The organism is Tautonia plasticadhaerens (assembly GCF_007752535.1).
In the GTDB taxonomy this organism is placed as follows: domain Bacteria; phylum Planctomycetota; class Planctomycetia; order Isosphaerales; family Isosphaeraceae; genus Tautonia; species Tautonia plasticadhaerens.
Genome location: NZ_CP036426.1, coordinates 7425105 through 7442898, shown reverse-complemented (window position 1 = coordinate 7442898; position 17794 = coordinate 7425105). Strand labels below are relative to the sequence as shown.

The 17794-nt window shown below is 74.2% G+C and carries 10 protein-coding genes; 9 read left to right on the top strand and 1 reads right to left on the bottom strand.

Annotated features, from left to right (window positions below; translation table 11 throughout):
- Window positions 1-207 precede the first annotated feature (207 nt).
- The gene (locus ElP_RS29710) at window positions 208-3810 is read right to left on the bottom strand and encodes a serine/threonine-protein kinase (protein ID WP_197446483.1); all 3603 of its coding nucleotides are present in this window, start codon (window positions 3808-3810) and stop codon (window positions 208-210) included.
- A 282-nt stretch (window positions 3811-4092) separates the two neighbouring features.
- Here ElP_RS29710 and ElP_RS29705 point away from each other — a divergent pair, with 282 nt between their 5' ends.
- The 9 genes from ElP_RS29705 to ElP_RS29665 all read left to right on the top strand — a co-directional run bounded on the left by ElP_RS29705 (window position 4093) and on the right by ElP_RS29665 (window position 17509).
- Complete coding sequence (locus ElP_RS29705; protein ID WP_145276412.1) at window positions 4093-4866, top strand: alpha/beta fold hydrolase; 774 nt, start codon at window positions 4093-4095, stop codon at window positions 4864-4866.
- Window positions 4867-4872: 6 nt separating this feature from the next.
- Entirely contained in the window at window positions 4873-8619 is a 3747-nt protein-coding gene (locus ElP_RS40820; RefSeq protein WP_145276410.1) for a CHAT domain-containing protein, read from the top strand.
- A 224-nt stretch (window positions 8620-8843) separates the two neighbouring features.
- Complete coding sequence (locus ElP_RS29695; protein WP_145276409.1) at window positions 8844-10106, top strand: ribonuclease D; 1263 nt, start codon at window positions 8844-8846, stop codon at window positions 10104-10106.
- Complete coding sequence (locus ElP_RS29690; RefSeq protein WP_145276407.1) at window positions 10103-10945, top strand: sugar phosphate isomerase/epimerase family protein; 843 nt, start codon at window positions 10103-10105, stop codon at window positions 10943-10945. Before ElP_RS29695 ends, ElP_RS29690 begins: the two co-directional genes overlap by 4 nt.
- Before the next feature lie 48 nt (window positions 10946-10993).
- Entirely contained in the window at window positions 10994-11809 is an 816-nt protein-coding gene (locus ElP_RS29685) for a sugar phosphate isomerase family (RefSeq protein ID WP_145276405.1), read from the top strand.
- The gene (locus ElP_RS29680) at window positions 11806-12540 is read left to right on the top strand and encodes a PIG-L deacetylase family protein (protein WP_145276403.1); all 735 of its coding nucleotides are present in this window, start codon (window positions 11806-11808) and stop codon (window positions 12538-12540) included. The genes ElP_RS29685 and ElP_RS29680 overlap by 4 nt, the downstream gene beginning before the upstream one ends.
- 174 nt (window positions 12541-12714) lie before the next feature.
- Window positions 12715-13584, top strand: a complete 870-nt coding sequence (locus ElP_RS29675) for a serine/threonine-protein kinase (RefSeq protein WP_145276401.1) — start codon at window positions 12715-12717, stop codon at window positions 13582-13584.
- Window positions 13585-14108: 524 nt separating this feature from the next.
- The gene (locus ElP_RS29670; protein WP_145276399.1) at window positions 14109-15755 is read left to right on the top strand and encodes an SPFH domain-containing protein; all 1647 of its coding nucleotides are present in this window, start codon (window positions 14109-14111) and stop codon (window positions 15753-15755) included.
- Complete coding sequence (locus ElP_RS29665; protein WP_145276397.1) at window positions 15752-17509, top strand: SPFH domain-containing protein; 1758 nt, start codon at window positions 15752-15754, stop codon at window positions 17507-17509. Before ElP_RS29670 ends, ElP_RS29665 begins: the two co-directional genes overlap by 4 nt.
- Window positions 17510-17794 lie beyond the last annotated feature (285 nt).

Genomic DNA, 17794 nt, shown 5'->3' with positions numbered 1-17794 from the left:
CCCGGCAGTCACGTTTCGGGGCGGAGATCGCGCAGGAGGGCAGGGGGACGCGGCCGGGGCCCGGCTCGGGGAGATCGAGGCCGAGGGGGCCTTGGGATCGGGTCATGCCGGATTGCGTCGATTCGTCACGATCGCGGATCGGCGGGCGTGGCCGCCGCCTACGAGCCCGCCGAGGGTTCGAGTGATGCGATTCGACGCGGCCCGGGATCAGGGGGTCGGGCCGGAGAGGGCACGCTCGGCGAGGCGGTCGAGGTCGAGCCAGAAGGTGCGCCACGAGCCGCGCTCGCCCTCGGGGAGGGCGTCGATCGCCGAGGGGTCGCGGAGGCCGGAGAAGTCGGGGTCGGATCGCCAGGAGGAGAGGGTCGAGGAGACGGCCGATCGGGCCTCGGGGTCGTCGAGTAGCGGGGCGTGGCGGTCCAGTTCGGCTCGGATCCAGGAGAGGGCCTGGGAGCGGAGGAGGGCCTTCGAGGCGTCGTCGGGGGGAGGGTCGTCCTCGCCTTGGCCGGTGCCGGCGAGGGCGGCGGAGCAGGCGGCGAAGTAGCGGTGGGGGACGTGCGGATCGTCGACCAGCGAGGGGTCGGCCGCCAGGGCGTCGGCCCAGAGCCGGGCCGAGGCGGCATACAGGCCGCGGTCATACGCGAGGTTGGCGACGGCTCGGGCCTCGTCGGCATCCCGGGGGAGGGCGTCGCCTCGGAGGAGGGGCCCCATCCGGTCGCCGATGGCGACGGCGGCCTCGGCGACGGCGAGCAGGTCGGCGAGGTCGGCGGCGAGGGGGCTGCCGGGCTCGGCGAGGGCGAGGGCGGCTCGGAACTGGTCGAGGGAGCCGGCGTCGTCGCCCTGGGAGCCGAGCAGGATGCCGAGGTTCTTGCGCGTCTTGGCCGCCTCGGTCCGGTAGAGGGGGACGTCGAGGTGGTCGTCGGCGAGGGCGTCGAGGCGGGAGATCGCCTCGATGTAGGCGTCCCGGGCGCGGGTCGGGTCGCCGGATCTTCGGAGCGCCAGGCCGAGGCCGCCATATCCCCAGGCGGTCGCCAGGCGGTCGACCGCCAGGCCGGGCCGGGCGGCGGTCAGGGCCTTGGAGTGGGCGATCGCCCGCTCATACGCCCCGACGGCCCGGGCCGAGCCCTCCGGGCCGAGCCCGTTGAGCAGGTTGCCGAGGTTCAGGCAGGCGTCGGCCAGGCCGGCCCGGTACTCGATCACCTCGGGGTGGGCCTCGAAGAGGGCTTCCAGGAGGGGGACGGCCCGGTCGAGGAGCTCCTCGGCGCGGTCGAGCTCGCCTGCCTCCTGGCAGGCCGAGGCGAGGTCGGCGTAGCCCCCGGCCAGTCGGAGGAGGAAGTCCCCCTCGTCGGGCCGGGCCGCCGAGACGGCCTCGAAGCAGGAGACGGCCCGCTCGTAGGAGTCCCGGGCGGGGCCGGACTCGCCGAGGCCGGACAGGGCCCGGCCGAGCCCGGTGTAGCTGTCCCCCAGGCCGGCGCGGTACTCGGGCACGTCGGGGTGCTCGGCCGTCAGCGCGAGGTAATGGTCGATCGATCGCTGGAACGCCTCTCGGGCGGGTTCGAGCCGCCCGTCCCCCCAGTCGTCGCTGCCGAGGTTGTAGAGGCTCATCGCCAGGTCGTCGCGATACTTGGGGACGCCGGGGCGCTCGGCCACCAGGGCCTCCCGGAGGGCGATGGCCCGCTCCAGCAGGGCCCGGGCCGGCTCGTACTCGCCGAGCTGGGCGAGGGCGCCGCTGAGGTTGTTGCAGGCCAGGGCCAGGCCGGACCGGTAGGAGGTCACGTCGGGGGACTCGGCGGCGAGGGCCTCGTAGCCCTCGATCGCCCGGCTGTAGGGGGCCTTCGCCGCGTCGAGCTGGCCGCCCAGGTAGAGGGCGGTCCCGAGGGCGAGGCGGCTGTCGGCCAGGCCGGCGCGGGCCTCGGGGTCGTCGGGGTGCTCGGCTGCTTGGGCCTCCCGGAGCGAGACGGCCCGGCCGACGATCGTCCGGGCGGAGCGGGAGTCGCCGGAGAGCAGGTGCATCTGGCCGAGGTTCTTGCAGGCGTCGGCGAGCAGGTCGCGGTAGGAGCCCTCCCCTGGGGCTTCGGCGTGGAGGGCCTCGAGGCGGGAGGCGGCCCGGCCGAAGGCGTCGATGGCCAGTCGGATCTCGCCGGAGGCGTGGAGGATCTTTCCCAGGTCGATTTCCGACGAGGCGAGGGCGGCCCGGGCCTCGGGGTCGTCGGGCCGGTCGGCCGCCAGGCGATCGAGCACGGCGATCGCCGCCCGGCACTGGCCCGCCGCCTCGGTCGGCCGGCCGAGGATCAGGAGGATCTGTCCGAGGCCGGAGCGGCCCTCGGCCAGGAGCAGGCGCTCCCGGGGGCTGGGGTCGGCCTTCGCGTCCAGCTCCCGGGTCAGCTCCTCGTAGAACCGGATCGGGCGGGAGAGGAGGCGTTCCCGGACGGCCTCGGGGACCTGCTGGCCGAGGATCGCGTCGGCGGAGACGCCGGTGTAGTAGTCCTCGATGGCCTGCATGGCGCGGTCGAGGCGGTCGTCGGCCAGGGCCTCGGCCTTGAGGGTGGCCTGGTACTGGGCCTCCAGGCGGGCGTTGGCCCGGGCCTGGAGGACGATCGTCGAGGCCACCCCGACGACTACCGCGAGCACGACCGCCGCGGCCAGGGCGGCGACCGCCGGCCTCCTCCGGCACCAGAGCCGGGCGCGCTCGACCGGCCCGGCCCGTCGGGCGGCGATCGGCCGGCCGTCGAGCCAGGCGAGCAGGTCGTCGGCGAGGGCCAGGGCCGAGCCGTACCGCCGGGCGGGGTCCTTCTCCAGGCACTTCAGGCAGATGGTCTCCAGGTCCCTGGGGACGTCCGGGTTGAGGGCCGAGGGGCGGGCGGGGGGGCGATTGCGGACGGCATCGAGGACGGCGGCGGTGCTCTCGCCCTGGAACGGGGCCCGGCCGGCGAGCAGGGCATAGAGGATGGCGCCGAGGCCGTAGACGTCGGCCGCCGTGGTGATCGAGCCGGCCGGGCCGCCGGCCTGCTCGGGGCTCATGTAGGCGGGCGTGCCGAGGATGGCACCGTCGGCGGTCTGCTCGGTGTCGGCGTCGGCGTCGGGCCCGATCCGCTTGGCGAGGCCGAAGTCGGAGACGAGGGGAGAGCCCTCGACGTCGAGGAGGATGTTGGCCGGCTTCAGGTCTCGGTGGAGGATGCCCCGGATGTGGGCGTGGTGGACCGCCCGGGCGGCCTCGGCCACCAGCAGGGCCGAGCCTCGGGGGAGGGACCGGCCCTCGGCGATGAGGTCGGCCAGGGTGCCGCCCTCGACGAGCTTCATGCTGAAGTAGTGCCGGCCGTCGTGCTCGCCGACCTCGAAGACCGGGACGATGCCGGGGTGGTCCAGCAGGGCAACGGCCCGGGCCTCATTGCGGAAGCGTCGCAGGTCGTCGGCGTCGGCGAGCAGCCCGGCCCGGATCATCTTCAGGGCCACCGGGCGGTTCAAGCCGCTGTGGATCGCCCGGTAGACCACGCCCATGCCGCCCCGGCCGAGCATCCGTTGCAGCTCGAAGGGGCCGAAGGGGCTGGGCAGGGCCGGGGAGGGGGGCGGGGCGGTTGGCGGGGAAGCGTCGAGGGTCGAGGTCGGGGTCGCGTCGGCGATGGGCCGGGCGGGGTGGTCCAGGGTCGGGTCGGCGCCGGGGAGGCGGGCCGGGGTGATCGTCGCGGTGGCGTCGAGGGTCGGGCTCGGGGAGTGATGGCCGGCGTCGCTCGTCGGGCATCGGGGGCATCGGCCCGGCGGGGAGCCCGGGGGGAGCTCGGCGTTGCAGGTCGGGCATCGGTTCGAGACGGTCATGGCGATGCTCCCCGCCGGTACCCAGTCCTCCGGCCGACGTCGGCGGGCCGAAAAGGGGAGGTGGCCCGACTGGGCCTCAGCATAATTGGGCGCGACGGCGTCGACATGAGAAATCCGAGGAACCCGGGCCGATGGGCCGGCGGTCGGGTCGGGTTTGACCGCGCCCATGATCCGCTTTAGAATCGGCGACCGATCCGAACGGAGGTGATCCCGCGCCTCGAGTCGCCAAGCGTCCGCAACGAGCCGAGCCGACCGAGCGACCCCAGGGGAGGAGCCCCACCGATGAGGCTGGCCTTCGACGAACAGGGCAGCGGGCCCGCGGTCGTGCTGCTGCACGGCTTCCCGCTCGACCGGACGATGTGGTCGGGCCAAATCGGCGTGCTGTCCGGCCACCATCGGGTGGTCACGCCCGACCTGAGGGGCCACGGCGAGTCCCCCACCCCCCCGGGGCCGTACCCGATGGAGGAGCTGGCCGCCGACGTGGTCGAGACGCTCGACGCCGCCGGGATCGAGCCGCCCTACGTCGTCGGCGGGCTGTCGATGGGGGGATACGTCGCGCTGGCGATGGCGGAACGACTCCCGGACCGGATCCGGGGGCTGATACTCCTGAACACCCGGGCCGGCGCCGACTCGCCGGAGGCGGCCGCCAGGCGGGAGGACTCGGCGAGGACGATCGAGCACGAGGGCTCGACCGAGTCCCTGTCGGGGATGGTCGAGAAGCTGTTCGCGCCGTCGACCCTGCACGGCAGGCCGGAGCTGGTCGACCAGATTTCGGGGGTGATCCGGAGGACCGCCCCCGGGGGGGCCGCCGGGGCCCTGCGAGGGATGGCGACCCGGCCGGACCGGCTGGGGGTGATCCGGTCGCTCCGGGTGCCGGTGCTGGTGATCGCCGGGGAAGAGGACGCGATCGTGCCCGAGGAGGACTCCCGGGCGATGGCCGAGGCGGCGTCGGACGGGGAGCTGATCGTGATCCCCGGGGTCGGCCACCTCTCGCCGATGGAGGCCCCCGGGGCGACCGACGCGGCGATCCGCTCCTTCCTCGGCCGCCTGGGCTGACCCGAGATGACCCAGGACCGGCCCGGCCAGGATGGCCGGACCCACCCGGCGGCCCGGATGCCGCCCCCGGCCCCGACGGCGATGCTGGCCCTGCTGCTGGCGTCGCTCGGGATCGGCTGCGCCCCGGGGGGCGCCTCCTCCCGGGACCAGGCCGAGGCGTCGGTGGCCGACGACGCCCGGTCGCTCGCCCCCCCCGGCGGCAAGGCGGCGGGGGTCGAGGGGCTCTGCTGGGGGGGGCCGGCGGCCGACCGGAGGCTCGGGGTCCGCTTCGACGACGGCCGGTTCGCCGCCTACCGGCCCCCGGCGGGGCCGGGCCCGGTGTCGGTCGGCCTGGTGCCCCCGGGCCGGGGCGACCTGTCGAGCCTGGCGCTCTGCTCGGCCGACCGGGCCGTGACCGGGGACGGCCGGGGCCTGCTGCTCTGGGACACCTCCGGGGCGATCGCCCGGCCGATCGACCGGCTGGACTGCGGCGCCATCGGGGCGCTGGCCGTCGAGCCGATCGGCCCCGGGGACCTGCTCGCGGGGCTGGGGGACGGCCGGCTGCTCCGGTTCCGGCCCGGCCGGGACGCGATCGGCCCGCCGAGGGCCGAGGCGAGGTCGAGCGGCCGGGCCTCGGGGGTGACGGGCCTGGGGTTCGCCGACGGCGGCCGGTCGGTCCTCGTCTTCCGGGCCGACGGCGGCTCGGAGCGGCGGGGCCGGTCGCTCGACGGCCCGGCCGAGCCGATCGGCCCGGCCCGCTCGGCGGCGGAGGGGGCGGGCGGGGGGCTCGTCCGGCTGGTCGGCCCGGCGGACGACGGCCCGGCGCTGGTCCGGTCCGACCGGGACGGCGTCCCCCGCTGGCGGTTCCCCCTGCCGGCCGAGGGGGTCGAGCTGGCGGGGGTGCTCCGGGGGGAGGGGCTGGTGGTCGCCTGCGAGGGGAGGATCCTGCTCGTCCGGGGCGAGGGAGGAGGGCCGCCGAGGCCCTCGGAGGTGCGGGGGCTCCCGGCCGAGGGGGAGGGCCGGGTGGCGAGCGACCCGCTCGACCCGGCCGGCCGTCGGCTGGCGGTGGCGGACTCGGCCGGCCGCCTGCTCGTCTACGACGCCGAGGACCTGGCGAGGTCGGCCGGCCCGATCTCCCTGGACGGGGCGCCGGACCTGGCCTTCCGGCCGCATCGCCGGGCCTATCATCCGAGGCCCGGGGAGGGCCGGGCCTCGACGACCTCGGAGCGGCTGGCCGGGCGGATCGCCGAGGCGAGGCGGCGGCTCGACCGGGGGGAGCTGGACGGGTTGCTGGCGACCGTGAGGGACCTGGAGGCCGACCCGGCGCTGGACCGGGACGCCTCGGCCGAGGTGGCGGCCCTGACGGCGGCGGTCCGGCAGGCGACCGGCTGGCCGACGTCGAGCATCCGGCCGCCGATCGATTCGGCGCGGTCGACGTTCGAGCAGCGGGGGTGGTCGGCCCGGGAGGCGGACCTGCGACTCTGGGCCGGCAGCCTGCTGCTGCCGGGCTTCGACGGCCGGGGGGCCCCGGCCGACCCGGTCCGGATCGAGGAGGCGCTGGCGGAGCTCCGGGAGGCCGCTGCCCTGTACCGAAGTGCCGACCCGGGGCTGGAGCGCCAGGCCAGGATCGCCGAGGCGATGGCCTCCTGGGGCCTGCTCACCCTGGGGAGGCCGGCCGAGGCCCACTCGGTTTTCGGGCCGGTCGCCCGGTTCGCCGAGGCCGACCCGGTGATCCGGCAGGCGCCGGAGTTCGACCGGATCGCCGCCGCCCTGGCCGCCTCCCGGGGGGACTGGGAGGCGGCCGACCTCGCCAGCGACCGCCTGCTCCGCCGGCTGACCCCGCCGCCGGCCGGCCGGGAGGACCTGGCGAGGGAGGCGGCCCTGGAGCGGGTCGGCGACCTCGCCGCGCTGGGGAGATGGGCCGAGGCGGCCCGGGTGCTCGCCGAGGATCGGCCCTCGGATCCGGAATGGGCCCTGCGCCGGGCCACCGTCCGGCGTCGGGCGGGGATCGACGTCGGGCCCGTCCCCGACGGGCCGCCCGGGGGCCCGTCCGACTTGCCGGAGGCGGCGGCGATCGCCCACGTCCGGGGCCGGGTGGCCGTCGCCTCGGAGGGGTCGCTGGCGTCGGGGGCCGGGCTGCTCGCCCTCGCGGGCGAGGCGCACCGGGAGGCGGGGCGGTCGGACCTGGCGATCGAGGCCGACCTGGAGCGGGCCGAGGCGCTGGAGCGGCTCGGGAGGCCGGGGGAGGCGATCGCGCTGTACGCCCGGGTGGCCCGGACCCTCGCCCCCGAGGGGGACCGGCCCCGGACCCGGGGGGCGGCCCGGCCGATCGCCTTCGCGGCGGGCCGGGCGCACCGGGGCCTGGCCCGGTGCCAGCTCGCCGGGGGGATGCCGGGGCACGCCCTGGGTGCGATCGACCAGGAGGCGCTGGTCGGCTGGTTCGAGCGGTCGGGGGAGGCCCTGGTGCGGTCGTCCCGGGGGATCGCCCCGCCGGGGGGGACGACGGAGGGGGCGCTCCGGGAGGCGAGGCGGTCGGCCTTCGCGCCGATCGGCCTGGGGGGGGCGGACTCGGGGTCCCGGGCCCGGGTCCGGGGCCTGGAGGCCCGGCGCGCCGCCGAGCACCAGGAACTCTCGCTGGCCGACCCGACCCGGCCGTTCGACCCCTCCTCGCTCCGCCTGGGGGCCGGTGAGGCGGTGCTGGTCGTCTCGCCGACGGGGCCGGAGTCGCTGTCGGGGTTCCTGATCCGCCCCGGCGGGCCGGTGCTGGCGAGGCGGCTGCCGATCGGTCGACCGGCCCTGGGGAGGGCCGCCCGGCTCTGGCGGGCCTCGCTGGGGGACGGGGGTCGGTCGTGCGAGCTGGACGAGACGCCGGGGCCCGGGGGGTTGCTCTCGATCGCCCCCGAGCCGGACCTCCCGCCCGGGGAGACGCCGCCCGACGGCCTGCCGCCGGGTCGCCTGATCGTCGAGTCGGTCCTCGGCCCGTTCCGGGGGGGGCTGGCGGGGGTCGATCGGCTGGTCGTCGTGCCGGGGGACGCCGACTCGGCGGTGCCGCTGGGGGCGTTGGCGGCCGGAGAGGGGGGGCCGGGCCTGCCCTCGATCGCGTATGCCCCGTCGCTCTCGATGATCCGGAGGGCCCGGGCGTCGGGCCGGGGGCGGGGGGATCGGCGGGGGTCGGTGCTGGTGATGTCGGCGGGGGACGTGGTCGGGGCCCTGGCGGTGCGGTCGGCCTACGGGGAGGGGGGTCCGGCCGTCGAGGTGCCGGGGGATCTGGCGTCCTTGCCGGCGCGGCTGATCGGCCCCGGGGGGCCGCGGGGGGTGCTCCAGCTCTCGACCGTCGCCGTGCTCGACCCGGCCGAGTCGGGCTCGGGGGGGCCGGAGCTGCTGCTCGGGCCGGAGGGCTCGGGGGGGATCGACCCGGGGACGCCGAGGCTCTCGGAGTCGGACGTGCTCGGCCTGGAGCTGGACGGCGCCCTGGTGGTGCTCCAGCTGGAGCACCGGCCGATGCCCCCGGTGGCGACGCCGACCGCCTGGAGGGACCTGGCCTCGGGCTGGCTCGCCGCCGGGGCCGACGCGGTGATCGTGTCGCTCTGGGACCCGCCGGCCGACTCGGCCCCCGCCTTCGCCGCCGGGCTGCACCGGGGCCTCGCCCGGGGCCTGTCGGCGGCCGGGGCGCTCGAGCTCGCCCGGCGGTCGGTCGCCGAGCGGCCCTCGACCTCGGATCCGGTCCACTGGGCCGGGTACGTCCTGTACGAGCCGGGCGGATCGGGGCGATGAGCGGCCGGCCCCCACCCTCCGGCCGGTCGACCTGCCCGGCCCCGGGGGCGGCGGCGGGCTGGCCCTCTGCCCGCGGTCGGGCTTCGACCGGTCCGTCGGCGCCGCATCTCGACCGGGGTCCGACCCTTGCATCGAGGGCCCCGGCGTGCGATAAGGGTCGGGCCCTCGGCGTGGGACGAACCCGCGCCTCCCCAACCTCCAGGGACTCGGGACCGACCCGAACGATGCCGGGACGCCACGTCGACCCCCTGATCGCCGCCGACGCCGAGCTGGCCGAGCTGGTGGAGCACCTCCGCCGGGTCGGCCGTTTCGCCTTCGACACGGAATTCGTCTCCGAGGACACCTTCGAGCCGGTCCTCTGCCTGGTGCAGGTCGCCACCCGGGACCGCATGGTGGCCGTCGACCCGCTGGCCCGGGGGCTGGATCTGGATCCGCTCTGGGAGGTGGTGCTCGACCCGGGCGTCGAGGTGGTCATGCACGCCTCGGGGGAGGATCTGCGCATCTGCCGATTGCGGACCGGCCGGCTGCCCGATCGGGTGTTCGACACCCAGGTCGCCGCCGGGCTGGCCGGGTACGGCTACCCGATGTCGCTGGTCAATCTCGTCGGCCAGACCGTCGGCGTGAGCCTGGCCGGCAGCGAGACGAGGACCGACTGGAGGCGACGGCCCCTGAGCGACGCCCAGGTCGAATACGCCCTGGACGACGTGGCCCACCTGCTCGACGTGGCCGACCACCTGAGGGACCGCCTGGAGCGCCGGGGGCGGGTCGAATGGGCCGAGCACGAGTTCTCGGACTTCATCGAGTCGGTCCGACGCCGGGTCGAGGAGGACCGTTGGCGACGGCTCCCCGGGGCCGGGACGCTGGGCCGGAGGTCGCTGGAAGTCGCCCGGAGGCTCTACGAGTGGCGCGTCGAGGAGGCCCGGGCCTCCAACCGGCCGATCCGCCAGGTGATGCGGGACGACCTGATGGTCGGCCTCGCCCGCCGACAGCCCCGGAACAAGCGCGACCTGGAAGCTCTCCGGGACTTCAACCGCCCGGCCCTGATCGCCCGGTCCCGGGAGATCCTCGACGTGATCGCCGAGGCCCTCGCGGTGCCCGAGGACCGGCTGCCGGAGCCGGGCGAGCGCGTCGACGACCTGCCGGGGATGTCGATGCTCACCTCGCTGCTCAACGCCACGATGGCCCACTGCGCGGCCCGTCACCAGATCTCGACCGGGCTGGTGGGCTCGACCGGCGACCTGAAGGAGCTGGTCCGCTGGCACCTCGACGGCCAGCCGGGGGACCGCACCCCGGAGATCCTGAAGGGCTGGCGGGCCGAGGTATGCGGCCGGGCCCTGCTGGACGTGCTCTCCGGCCGGCTCGCCCTGCGGATCGACGACCTCGGCTCGGAGGTGCCCGTGGCGCTGGAGCCGGTCGCCCCCCACCCCCCCGACGAATCCGACTCGCCATCGCCATCGCCATCGAACCCGCCCGACGGATCGCCATGAATCGCATCATCAGCTGCTTCTCCAATTGCTACGGGGCCTCCGGCGTCCGCGCCGCCGCCTCGAAGATCCGGGACGCCGGCATCGACCACCTGGAGCTGGCCCTCCGCGGCCACGACTTCGGCGGCCTGGTCATCCCCGAGGAGGCCGTCGTCACCGAGAAGGCCGACGACGCCACCGCCGGCGCCTTCCGCGACGAGCTGGCGAGGCTCGGCGTGGAGGTGAGCGGCTGCAACGTCGGCGGCGGCGACATGCGCACCGACGAGGGGACCGAGCTGACCGCCCGCCGCATCCGGTTCGCGAAGAAGTGGTTCGACGTCGACGTGGTCGTCTCCGGCGCCAGCCAGCCCGCGACCCCCGAGGAGCGCCGGGCGGTGGTCGAGAACCTCCGCAAGGTCGGCGACGTGGCCCAGATCCTCGGCGTGGTCATCGCCCTGGAGACGCACAAGGGCCCGACCCAGAACGCCGACGAGATGCTCACCCTGATGTTCGAGGTGCACCACCCCGCGGTGCGGCTGAACTACGACACCGGGAACATCCTCTATTACAACCCCGGCGCCGACCTCCACGAGCAGCTCGACCGCGTCAAGGAGTACGTCCGCAACGTCCACCTGAAGGACTCGCGCGGCAAGCCCGACGACTGGTACTTCCCCGCCGTCGGCGACGGCGGCGCGATCGACTTCGCCCGGATCCGCCAGCAGCTCGACGCCGTCGGCTTCGCCGGCCCCTATACCATCGAGATCGAGGGGATCGCCGGCGAGCCCGAGCCGGGCCTCGACGGCCGGCACGACCGGGTCAAGCGGAGCGTCGAACACCTGAGGAAATGCGGCTACTTCGATTGATTGGCGGTCGGGCATCGCGGGAGGATCGCCGTGGATCTCCGGGCACTGATGGCGATCCCCCGCGGGCGGCTCGGCGAGGGGTCGAACGTCCGGGTGCGGGTCGTCGGGGACGCCGAGGCGCTGGCCGTCGACATGGCGAGGGCGATGGCGGGGGTCGTCTCGGATCGGGCGAAGGCCGGCAAGGCGGCCTGCCTGATCGTCCCGGTGGGGCCGGTCGGGCAGTACGAGCACCTGGTCAGGATGGTCCGGGACGAGGGGCTGGACCTCTCGGCGACGACGTTCATCCTGATGGACGAGTTCCTCGCCGGGCCGGGGCGGTGGATCGAGGCGTCCGACCCCCTGAGCTTCCGGGGGTTCGTCGAACGGGCCTTCTTCGACCTCCTGCCGGGCGACCGGGCCCCGAGGCCGGGAAACCGCATCGTGCCCGACCCCGAGGCGCCGGAACTCGTGGGAGAGGGGATCCGGGCCCGCGGGGGCGTGGACGCCTGCTTCGGCGGGATCGGCCTGAACGGGCACGTCGCCTTCAACGAGCCGGAACCCGGGGCGACCGTGCCGGAGTTCGCCACCAGGGGGACGAGGGTCGTCGCCGTGGCCCCGGAATCCCGGGCGCACATGGCGGTGAACCTGAGCTGCGCCCTGGAGCTGATCCCGGGCGCGGCGGTGACGGTGGGCATGGCGGAGATCCTCGGCGCCCGGATGATCCGGCTCTACGCGAACCGGCCCTGGCAGCGCGGGGTGGTGCGGATGGCGGTGCACGGCCCGGCGTCGGCGAGCTGCCCGGCCTCGCTGATGCAGATGCACCCGGACGCCGAGATCGTCGCGAGCGACTTCGTGGCCGAGCCGACGGAGGTCGCCCTGCGATGATCGGGACCGGGGCCGGGCCGGACCTGCCGGGCCGGGTGCTGGCGATCGGGGCCCACCCGGACGACCTGGAATTGCTCTGCTCGGGGACCCTGGCGAGGTTCCTCGACCTCGGCTCGGCCGTCGAGCTGGCCGTCGCCTGCCGGGGGGACCGGGGGGGATCGGGCGGGCCGGACCCGGCCCTGGCCGACCGGAGGAGGGCCGAGGCCGAGGCCGCCGCGGGCGCCCTCGGGGCGCCGATCCGCTTCCTCGGGTTCGGCGACTCCGACGTCTACGATTCCCCGGAATCGAGGGCCCGGTTCGTGTCGTTGCTGCGGGAGTCGAGGCCGGACCTGGTGATCACTCACCCGCCGGAGGACTATCACGCCGATCACGCCCGGGTGGGGGAACTGGCGGGGATGGCCTGCTGGCTCTCGGCCTCGGGGGGGTGGGTCGTCGGCGACCGGCCCCCGCTGGGGAGGCCCCCGGTCCTGGTCTACATGGACACGATCGCCGCGGTCGGCTTCGAGCCGGCCCATTACGTCGACATCTCGTCGGCGATCGACCGCAAGCGCCGGATGCTCGCCTGCCACGCCAGCCAGACCTCCCGGGAGGACGGCGGCATCCACGCCCTGGCCGAGCTGATGGAGGTCCAGTCCCGGCTCCGGGGGTTCCAGTGCGGGGCCCGCTTCGCGGAGGCGTTCCGGCCCGCCCCCCTCTGGGGGAGGATCAGGCCGGGGGGCCTGCTGCCCTGAACCGGCCGGAGCCCTTCGTCCCATGCGAGCAATCGCCCTGTCGATCGGGCCGGCTTATTCTGGTAGACTGCGGTGCCTGGTCACCGGACCAGGCCGATCGGATCGGCCGATCGCCGGCGTCTCCCGGCGACCGGCCGGGGACGACCCGAACGAGCCCGGGAGAGTGAAGACCGCATGGCGAGCACGACCGCCGCGCCCAAGCTGGCGAAGATGGACTACGAGGTGGTCCGCAGCCTCGGCACGGGGGCGGGCAGCACGATCCTCCTGGTCCGGGACAAGGCGACCGGCCGCAAGTATGCGCTGAAGGTCGTCCGCCGGCAGGGTCCCGACGACGACATCTACGTCAACCAGGCGATGGTCGAGTGGGACGTGGCCCGGATGCTCAACCACCCCAACATCGTCAGGGTGCTCGACTTCCGGGTGAAGAAGTCGTGGTTCAAGACCACCGGCGTCGAGCTGCTGCTGGAGTACGTCGACGGGGTGATGCTGGACGACCTGCTGGCGAAACTCCCCGTCCCCAGGCTGGTCGCCTTCTTCCGCCGGGTCGCCGACGCGATGGCCCACATGCACCGCCGGGGGGTCTACCACGGCGACCTGAAGCCGGGCAACCTGATGATCACCCGGGACGGCCAGGTCAAGGTGATCGACTTCGGCACCGCCTGGATCCGGGGAGAGGACAAGGGCCGGGTCCAGGGGACCCCCTATTACATGGCCCCCGAGCAGGCCCAGCGCAAGGTGGTGGACGAGAAGACGGACGTGTACAACTTCGGCGCCACCATGTATCGGATGTTCACCGGGGAGTATGCCAATCTCGGCATCCCCGGGCTGGACAACGGCCGGGCCAACCGGGCCCGGATGAAGTCGCCCGCCTCAATGGTGCCCGACCTGCCGAAGTCGCTCAGCGACCTGATCATGGACTGCATCGCACCGAAACCCGACCGCCGGCCGTCTGGCATGCAGGAGGTCCGGGAGCGGCTCGACGAGATCGCCGCCGAGCTGGGCCCCAAGGCCGATGACCCGTTCGGCACCGACGCCCCCGAGTGAGTCGACCGGGCTTGTGCTTGAGCCGATCGGGCCCGACGTGGTACAGTGAAGATCTTCCCCCGCGGGGGATCCGTCCGCATTCTCGCATTCTCGCTCGAAACACCCGAACAACCCAGGGGAGGGCTCATGGCTAGCCGCCGTCGAGGGAAGGGCCGTCGGAAGGTCGGTCGGAAGAAGCGCCGCATGCGCAGCAAGATCCGACACCGCAAGAAGTAAGGCCGGTCGGGACGGCCCCCCTCGGTCCGGAATCCTCCGAGTCGGCTCGGCCCGGCCCCGTCCGTTTCGGGACGCCTTGCAGATCGTGTCCAAGACGCCCCGACGATGGCGGTCGGGGCGAGTCGCGTGGTGCCGGGCGCCGGATGCCCGGCCCCGGGTCGTCGGCCGGCGATCCCGGGGGATTCATCGACATGGTATGAATAGGGTGGACCCTGCGGCGAAGTACTTCGCGCCGAGGGCCGAGCCGCTTCCCCGCGACGTCGTATGGCGGGCCAGGGCCGGCCGGGGTCTGACCGAGGAATTCACCCATGGCATCGATCGATCGACGCGACCCGACGGGTCGCGGCGCCGGGGGTCCGCCCCGACTCGGGGGCGGCCTGATCGTCGGCCTGCTCGCCCTGGTCGCGGTGGGCGGCTGGCTGCTCTACGGGGCCTGCCGCGTCGAGGTGGGCAAGGGGAAGCAGGCGGTCCTGATCCGCAAGGTCGGCCGGGACCTGGAGGCGGGCATGGAAATCGCCCGGGCCCGGTCGGAGGAGGTCGGCTACACCAAGGGAGTGCAGCCGGAGGTCCTGACCGAGGGCCGGTATTTCTACAACCCGTTCTTCTGGGACTGGGAGCTCTCCGACCAGTTCGAGGTCCCCGAGGGGAAGTGCGCCGTGCGGGTCAGCCTCGTCGGCGAGGAGTTGCCCGAGGGGAGGGTGCTGGCCGAGCCGGGCCAGAAGGGGATCGAGCCCGGCGTGATCGAGGCCGGGGCCCGGGTCGCCTACAACCCCTACGCCACCGAGTTCCTGGTGGTCGAGCCGATCGACGTGCCGACCGGCGGCCGGGGCGTGGTCACGCTGCTGGCCGGCCGGGAGCCGAAGGACCCCAACGTGGTCCTGGTCGACGCCGGGGAGCGTGGCGTGCAGCAGGAGACCCTGCCGCCGGGCAAGTACTTCATCAACCCCTTCGAGCAGCGGATCAACGTGGTCGACTGCCGGAGCCGGACCTTCGGCCTCAATGACGACGCCGACATCACCTTCCTCTCGGCCGACGGCTTCAACATCTCGCTCGACGGCAAGGTGAACTTCCGGATCGACGAGGCCCGCGCCGCCGAGGTCTTCGTCCTCTACAACGAGGACCGCAACGGGGACGCGATCGACGAGGAAATCATCAACAAGATCATCACCCCCTATGCCCGGTCGATCTGCCGGGTGAACGGCTCGAAGCTCAACGCCGTGCAGTTCATCTCGGGGGACGACCGGGAGATCTTCCAGCAGAACCTCCAGCGCACCCTCTCCGACCGCTGCGAGGAGCAGGGGGTGGACATCGTGCAGGTGGCCGTCACCTCGGCCTCGGCCCCGGAGGAGATCCGGGCGCCGGTGCGGGCCCGGGAGGTGGCCAAGCAGCAGCTCGACCAGTTCCTCCAGGAGAAGATCCAGCAGGAATCCCAGGCCGAGCTGCGGGTGAAGAACCTGCTGGCCGAGCAGAAGGCCCGGCTGATCGAGGCCGAGCAGGAGGTGGTCGAGCAGAAGACCCGGGCGATGCAGGACCAGGAGGTGGCCGTCACCACCGCCGAGCAGCGGCTGGCCGTCGCGCAGACCCGCCTGGAGGCCGCCCGGAGCAAGGCGGAGGCGCTGGGCTCGGAGGCCCGGGCGTCGGCCGACGTGATCCGGTTCGAGAACGAGGCCGACCTGGCCGGCCTGGCCCTCCGGGTGTCCGCCTTCGGCGGGGACGGCGGGGCGCTCGCCCGCAACGTGATGATCGGCAAGGTGGCCCCGGCGTTCCGGTCGATCCTGACCAACTCCGACGGCCCGCTGATGGAGCTGTTCAGCCAGTTCGCCACCGACGCGGCGTCCCCGGGACCCGCCTCGACCCCGCCGGCGGCCCCGCCGGGCCCCCTGGCCGGCGACGAGTCGACCGACCCGGGGACGATCCCCTCCAACCCGTTCCGCACCGCGGAGGCCAACCGATGAACCCCCGATTGATCCGACCGCTGATCGGGGCCGCCGTGGCGCTGGTGGCCCTGTACGTCTTCGGGTATCTGCTCGCCTGGAAGTGGGTGGTCTGCCGGGTGGAGGTCCCCCCCGGCGAGAGCCTGCTGCTGACCTACCGGGGGCCCTTCCCGCCGCTCCGCTCCGTGCCGACGGCCCCGACCGGGACTCTGGTCGAGACGGACGGCCGAGGCCGGCCGAAGCAGGTGGGCATCCTCCAGGAGATGCCCGGCCCGGGGAGGCATTTCATCAACCCCCTGGAATACAAGTACGAGCGGATCCGGGACACGCTGATCAAGCCCGGCGAGATCGCCGTGCTGACCGCCAAGTTCGGCGAGCAACTCCCGCAGGGGCAGTACCTGGCCGACCGGGAGGGCCAGCGCGGCATCCAGCGCAAGGTGCTCACGCCCGGCCGGTACCGGATCAACTCGTACGCCTATGACGTCGAGGTCCTGCCCGTCACCTCCTGCGTGAAGACCAACGGCGGCGTGCAGCACGAGCCGGGGGAGGCGCTGCTGATCCCGGCCGGCTACGTCGGCGTGGTCACCAATCGCTCCGAGGACCTCCGCACCGGCGCCCGCCGGGGCACGCAGGACGACGTCCTGCAGCCGGGCATCTACTACCTGAACCCCTTCGCCACCCAGGTCGACATCCTGAGCGTGGGCTACAACGAGACGACCCTGCAGGTCGCGCCCGAGGTCGGCCCCGACGGCAGCATGCTCTACCAGGAGGTCGAGGCGGTCGGCGTCGGCGAGCTGGCCCCGCTGTCGAGGGACCCGGTCTACGACAAGGAGAAGGGGATCTGGTTCCTCTCCCGGGACGGCTTCGACATCTTCCTCGACTTCACCACCATCTGGGGCATCCTGCCCGACCAGGCCCCCGACGTCATCCGACGCTTCGGCAAGGCCGGGGAGCAGCAGCAGAACGTCCTGGAGGTGGTGGAGGAGCAGGTGGTCCTGCCGGACATCGGCTCGATCGCCCGGATCAACGGCTCCCGCCACGGCGCCGTCGACCTGCTGATCGGCGACAGCCGGGAGGCGTTCCAGACGGACACCTCCGAGGACCTGGAGTCCCGGCTCAACGAGAAGAACCTGACGCTACTGTTCGGCCTGACGAGGCACATCTACGTGCCGGCGGAGGTCCGGGAGCCGATCCAGCGGTCGAAGATCGCCATGGAGGTGAAGCTGACCAACGACCAGAAGCAGCTCACCGCCGAGGCCGAGGGCGACCTGATGGAGGCCAAGGCCAAGGTCACGCTGGAGGAGCGCCGGGTGGCCGCCGAGACGGACAAGCTGTTCGCCGAGGCGATCGCCCAGGGCGAGAAACAGGCCAGGGAGATCGAGGCGACCACGGAGAAGCTGGAGGCGGAGCTTGACGCCCGGACCGCCGCCATCCAGGCCGACATCACGACCACGATCGGCGAGGCCGAGGCGAAGAAGGTCGAGCTGACCAACGCCGCCGAGGCCGAGCGCTATCAGCGGTACGTCCAGACCCTCGGCGGGCCGGATTCGTACAACCGCTACCTCTTCGCCGAGAACCTGCCGGAGGACCTCCGCCTGGGCGTCTTCTACGCCGGACCAGGCACCTTCTGGACCGACCTGAGGGGCTTCGAGCAGGTCATGCTCGGCAAGCTCGCCTCCGAGTCCCTCGCCCCCGGGGCCGCCCCCGAAGGGACCGGGACGGCCGCGTCCCCCGCGCCGAGGCCGGCGTCGATCCGTTCGGACGACCGGCGCTGATCGACGTCGGGCATCGCATCGAAATCCGGGAATGACGCGGACGCCCGCCTCGGGGCCCCTGGCGGGCCCCGGGCCGGGCGTCTCCCCTGCGCGGTCCCCCGCGATCCCCGGCCGGATCCCCGCCCCGATTTCTTTTTTCGGGTTTCGTGTCGCGGTCGGATGCCGATTTCGGTCCCCTTACCGTGGGCCGGTTGTTGCTAGCACCCCGGCCCATTCGAACCCGAGGGGTGGCTGTTGCTAGCACCCCGCCCCTCCCGAGACCGATCGAACGCGACGCTCCCCCGG

What these genes read in the sequence shown, in the direction of transcription:
- ElP_RS29710 (WP_197446483.1), bottom strand. Translation starts at nt 3,810, where the DNA reads ATGACCGTCTCGAACCGATGCCCGACCTGCAACGCCGAGCTCCCCCCG.
- ElP_RS29670 (WP_145276399.1), top strand. Translation starts at nt 14,109, where the DNA reads ATGGCATCGATCGATCGACGCGACCCGACGGGTCGCGGCGCCGGGGGT.
- ElP_RS29690 (WP_145276407.1), top strand. Translation starts at nt 10,103, where the DNA reads ATGAATCGCATCATCAGCTGCTTCTCCAATTGCTACGGGGCCTCCGGC.
- ElP_RS40820 (WP_145276410.1), top strand. Translation starts at nt 4,873, where the DNA reads ATGACCCAGGACCGGCCCGGCCAGGATGGCCGGACCCACCCGGCGGCC.
- ElP_RS29685 (WP_145276405.1), top strand. Translation starts at nt 10,994, where the DNA reads ATGGCGATCCCCCGCGGGCGGCTCGGCGAGGGGTCGAACGTCCGGGTG.
- ElP_RS29705 (WP_145276412.1), top strand. Translation starts at nt 4,093, where the DNA reads ATGAGGCTGGCCTTCGACGAACAGGGCAGCGGGCCCGCGGTCGTGCTG.
- ElP_RS29695 (WP_145276409.1), top strand. Translation starts at nt 8,844, where the DNA reads ATGCCGGGACGCCACGTCGACCCCCTGATCGCCGCCGACGCCGAGCTG.
- ElP_RS29680 (WP_145276403.1), top strand. Translation starts at nt 11,806, where the DNA reads ATGATCGGGACCGGGGCCGGGCCGGACCTGCCGGGCCGGGTGCTGGCG.
- ElP_RS29675 (WP_145276401.1), top strand. Translation starts at nt 12,715, where the DNA reads ATGGCGAGCACGACCGCCGCGCCCAAGCTGGCGAAGATGGACTACGAG.
- ElP_RS29665 (WP_145276397.1), top strand. Translation starts at nt 15,752, where the DNA reads ATGAACCCCCGATTGATCCGACCGCTGATCGGGGCCGCCGTGGCGCTG.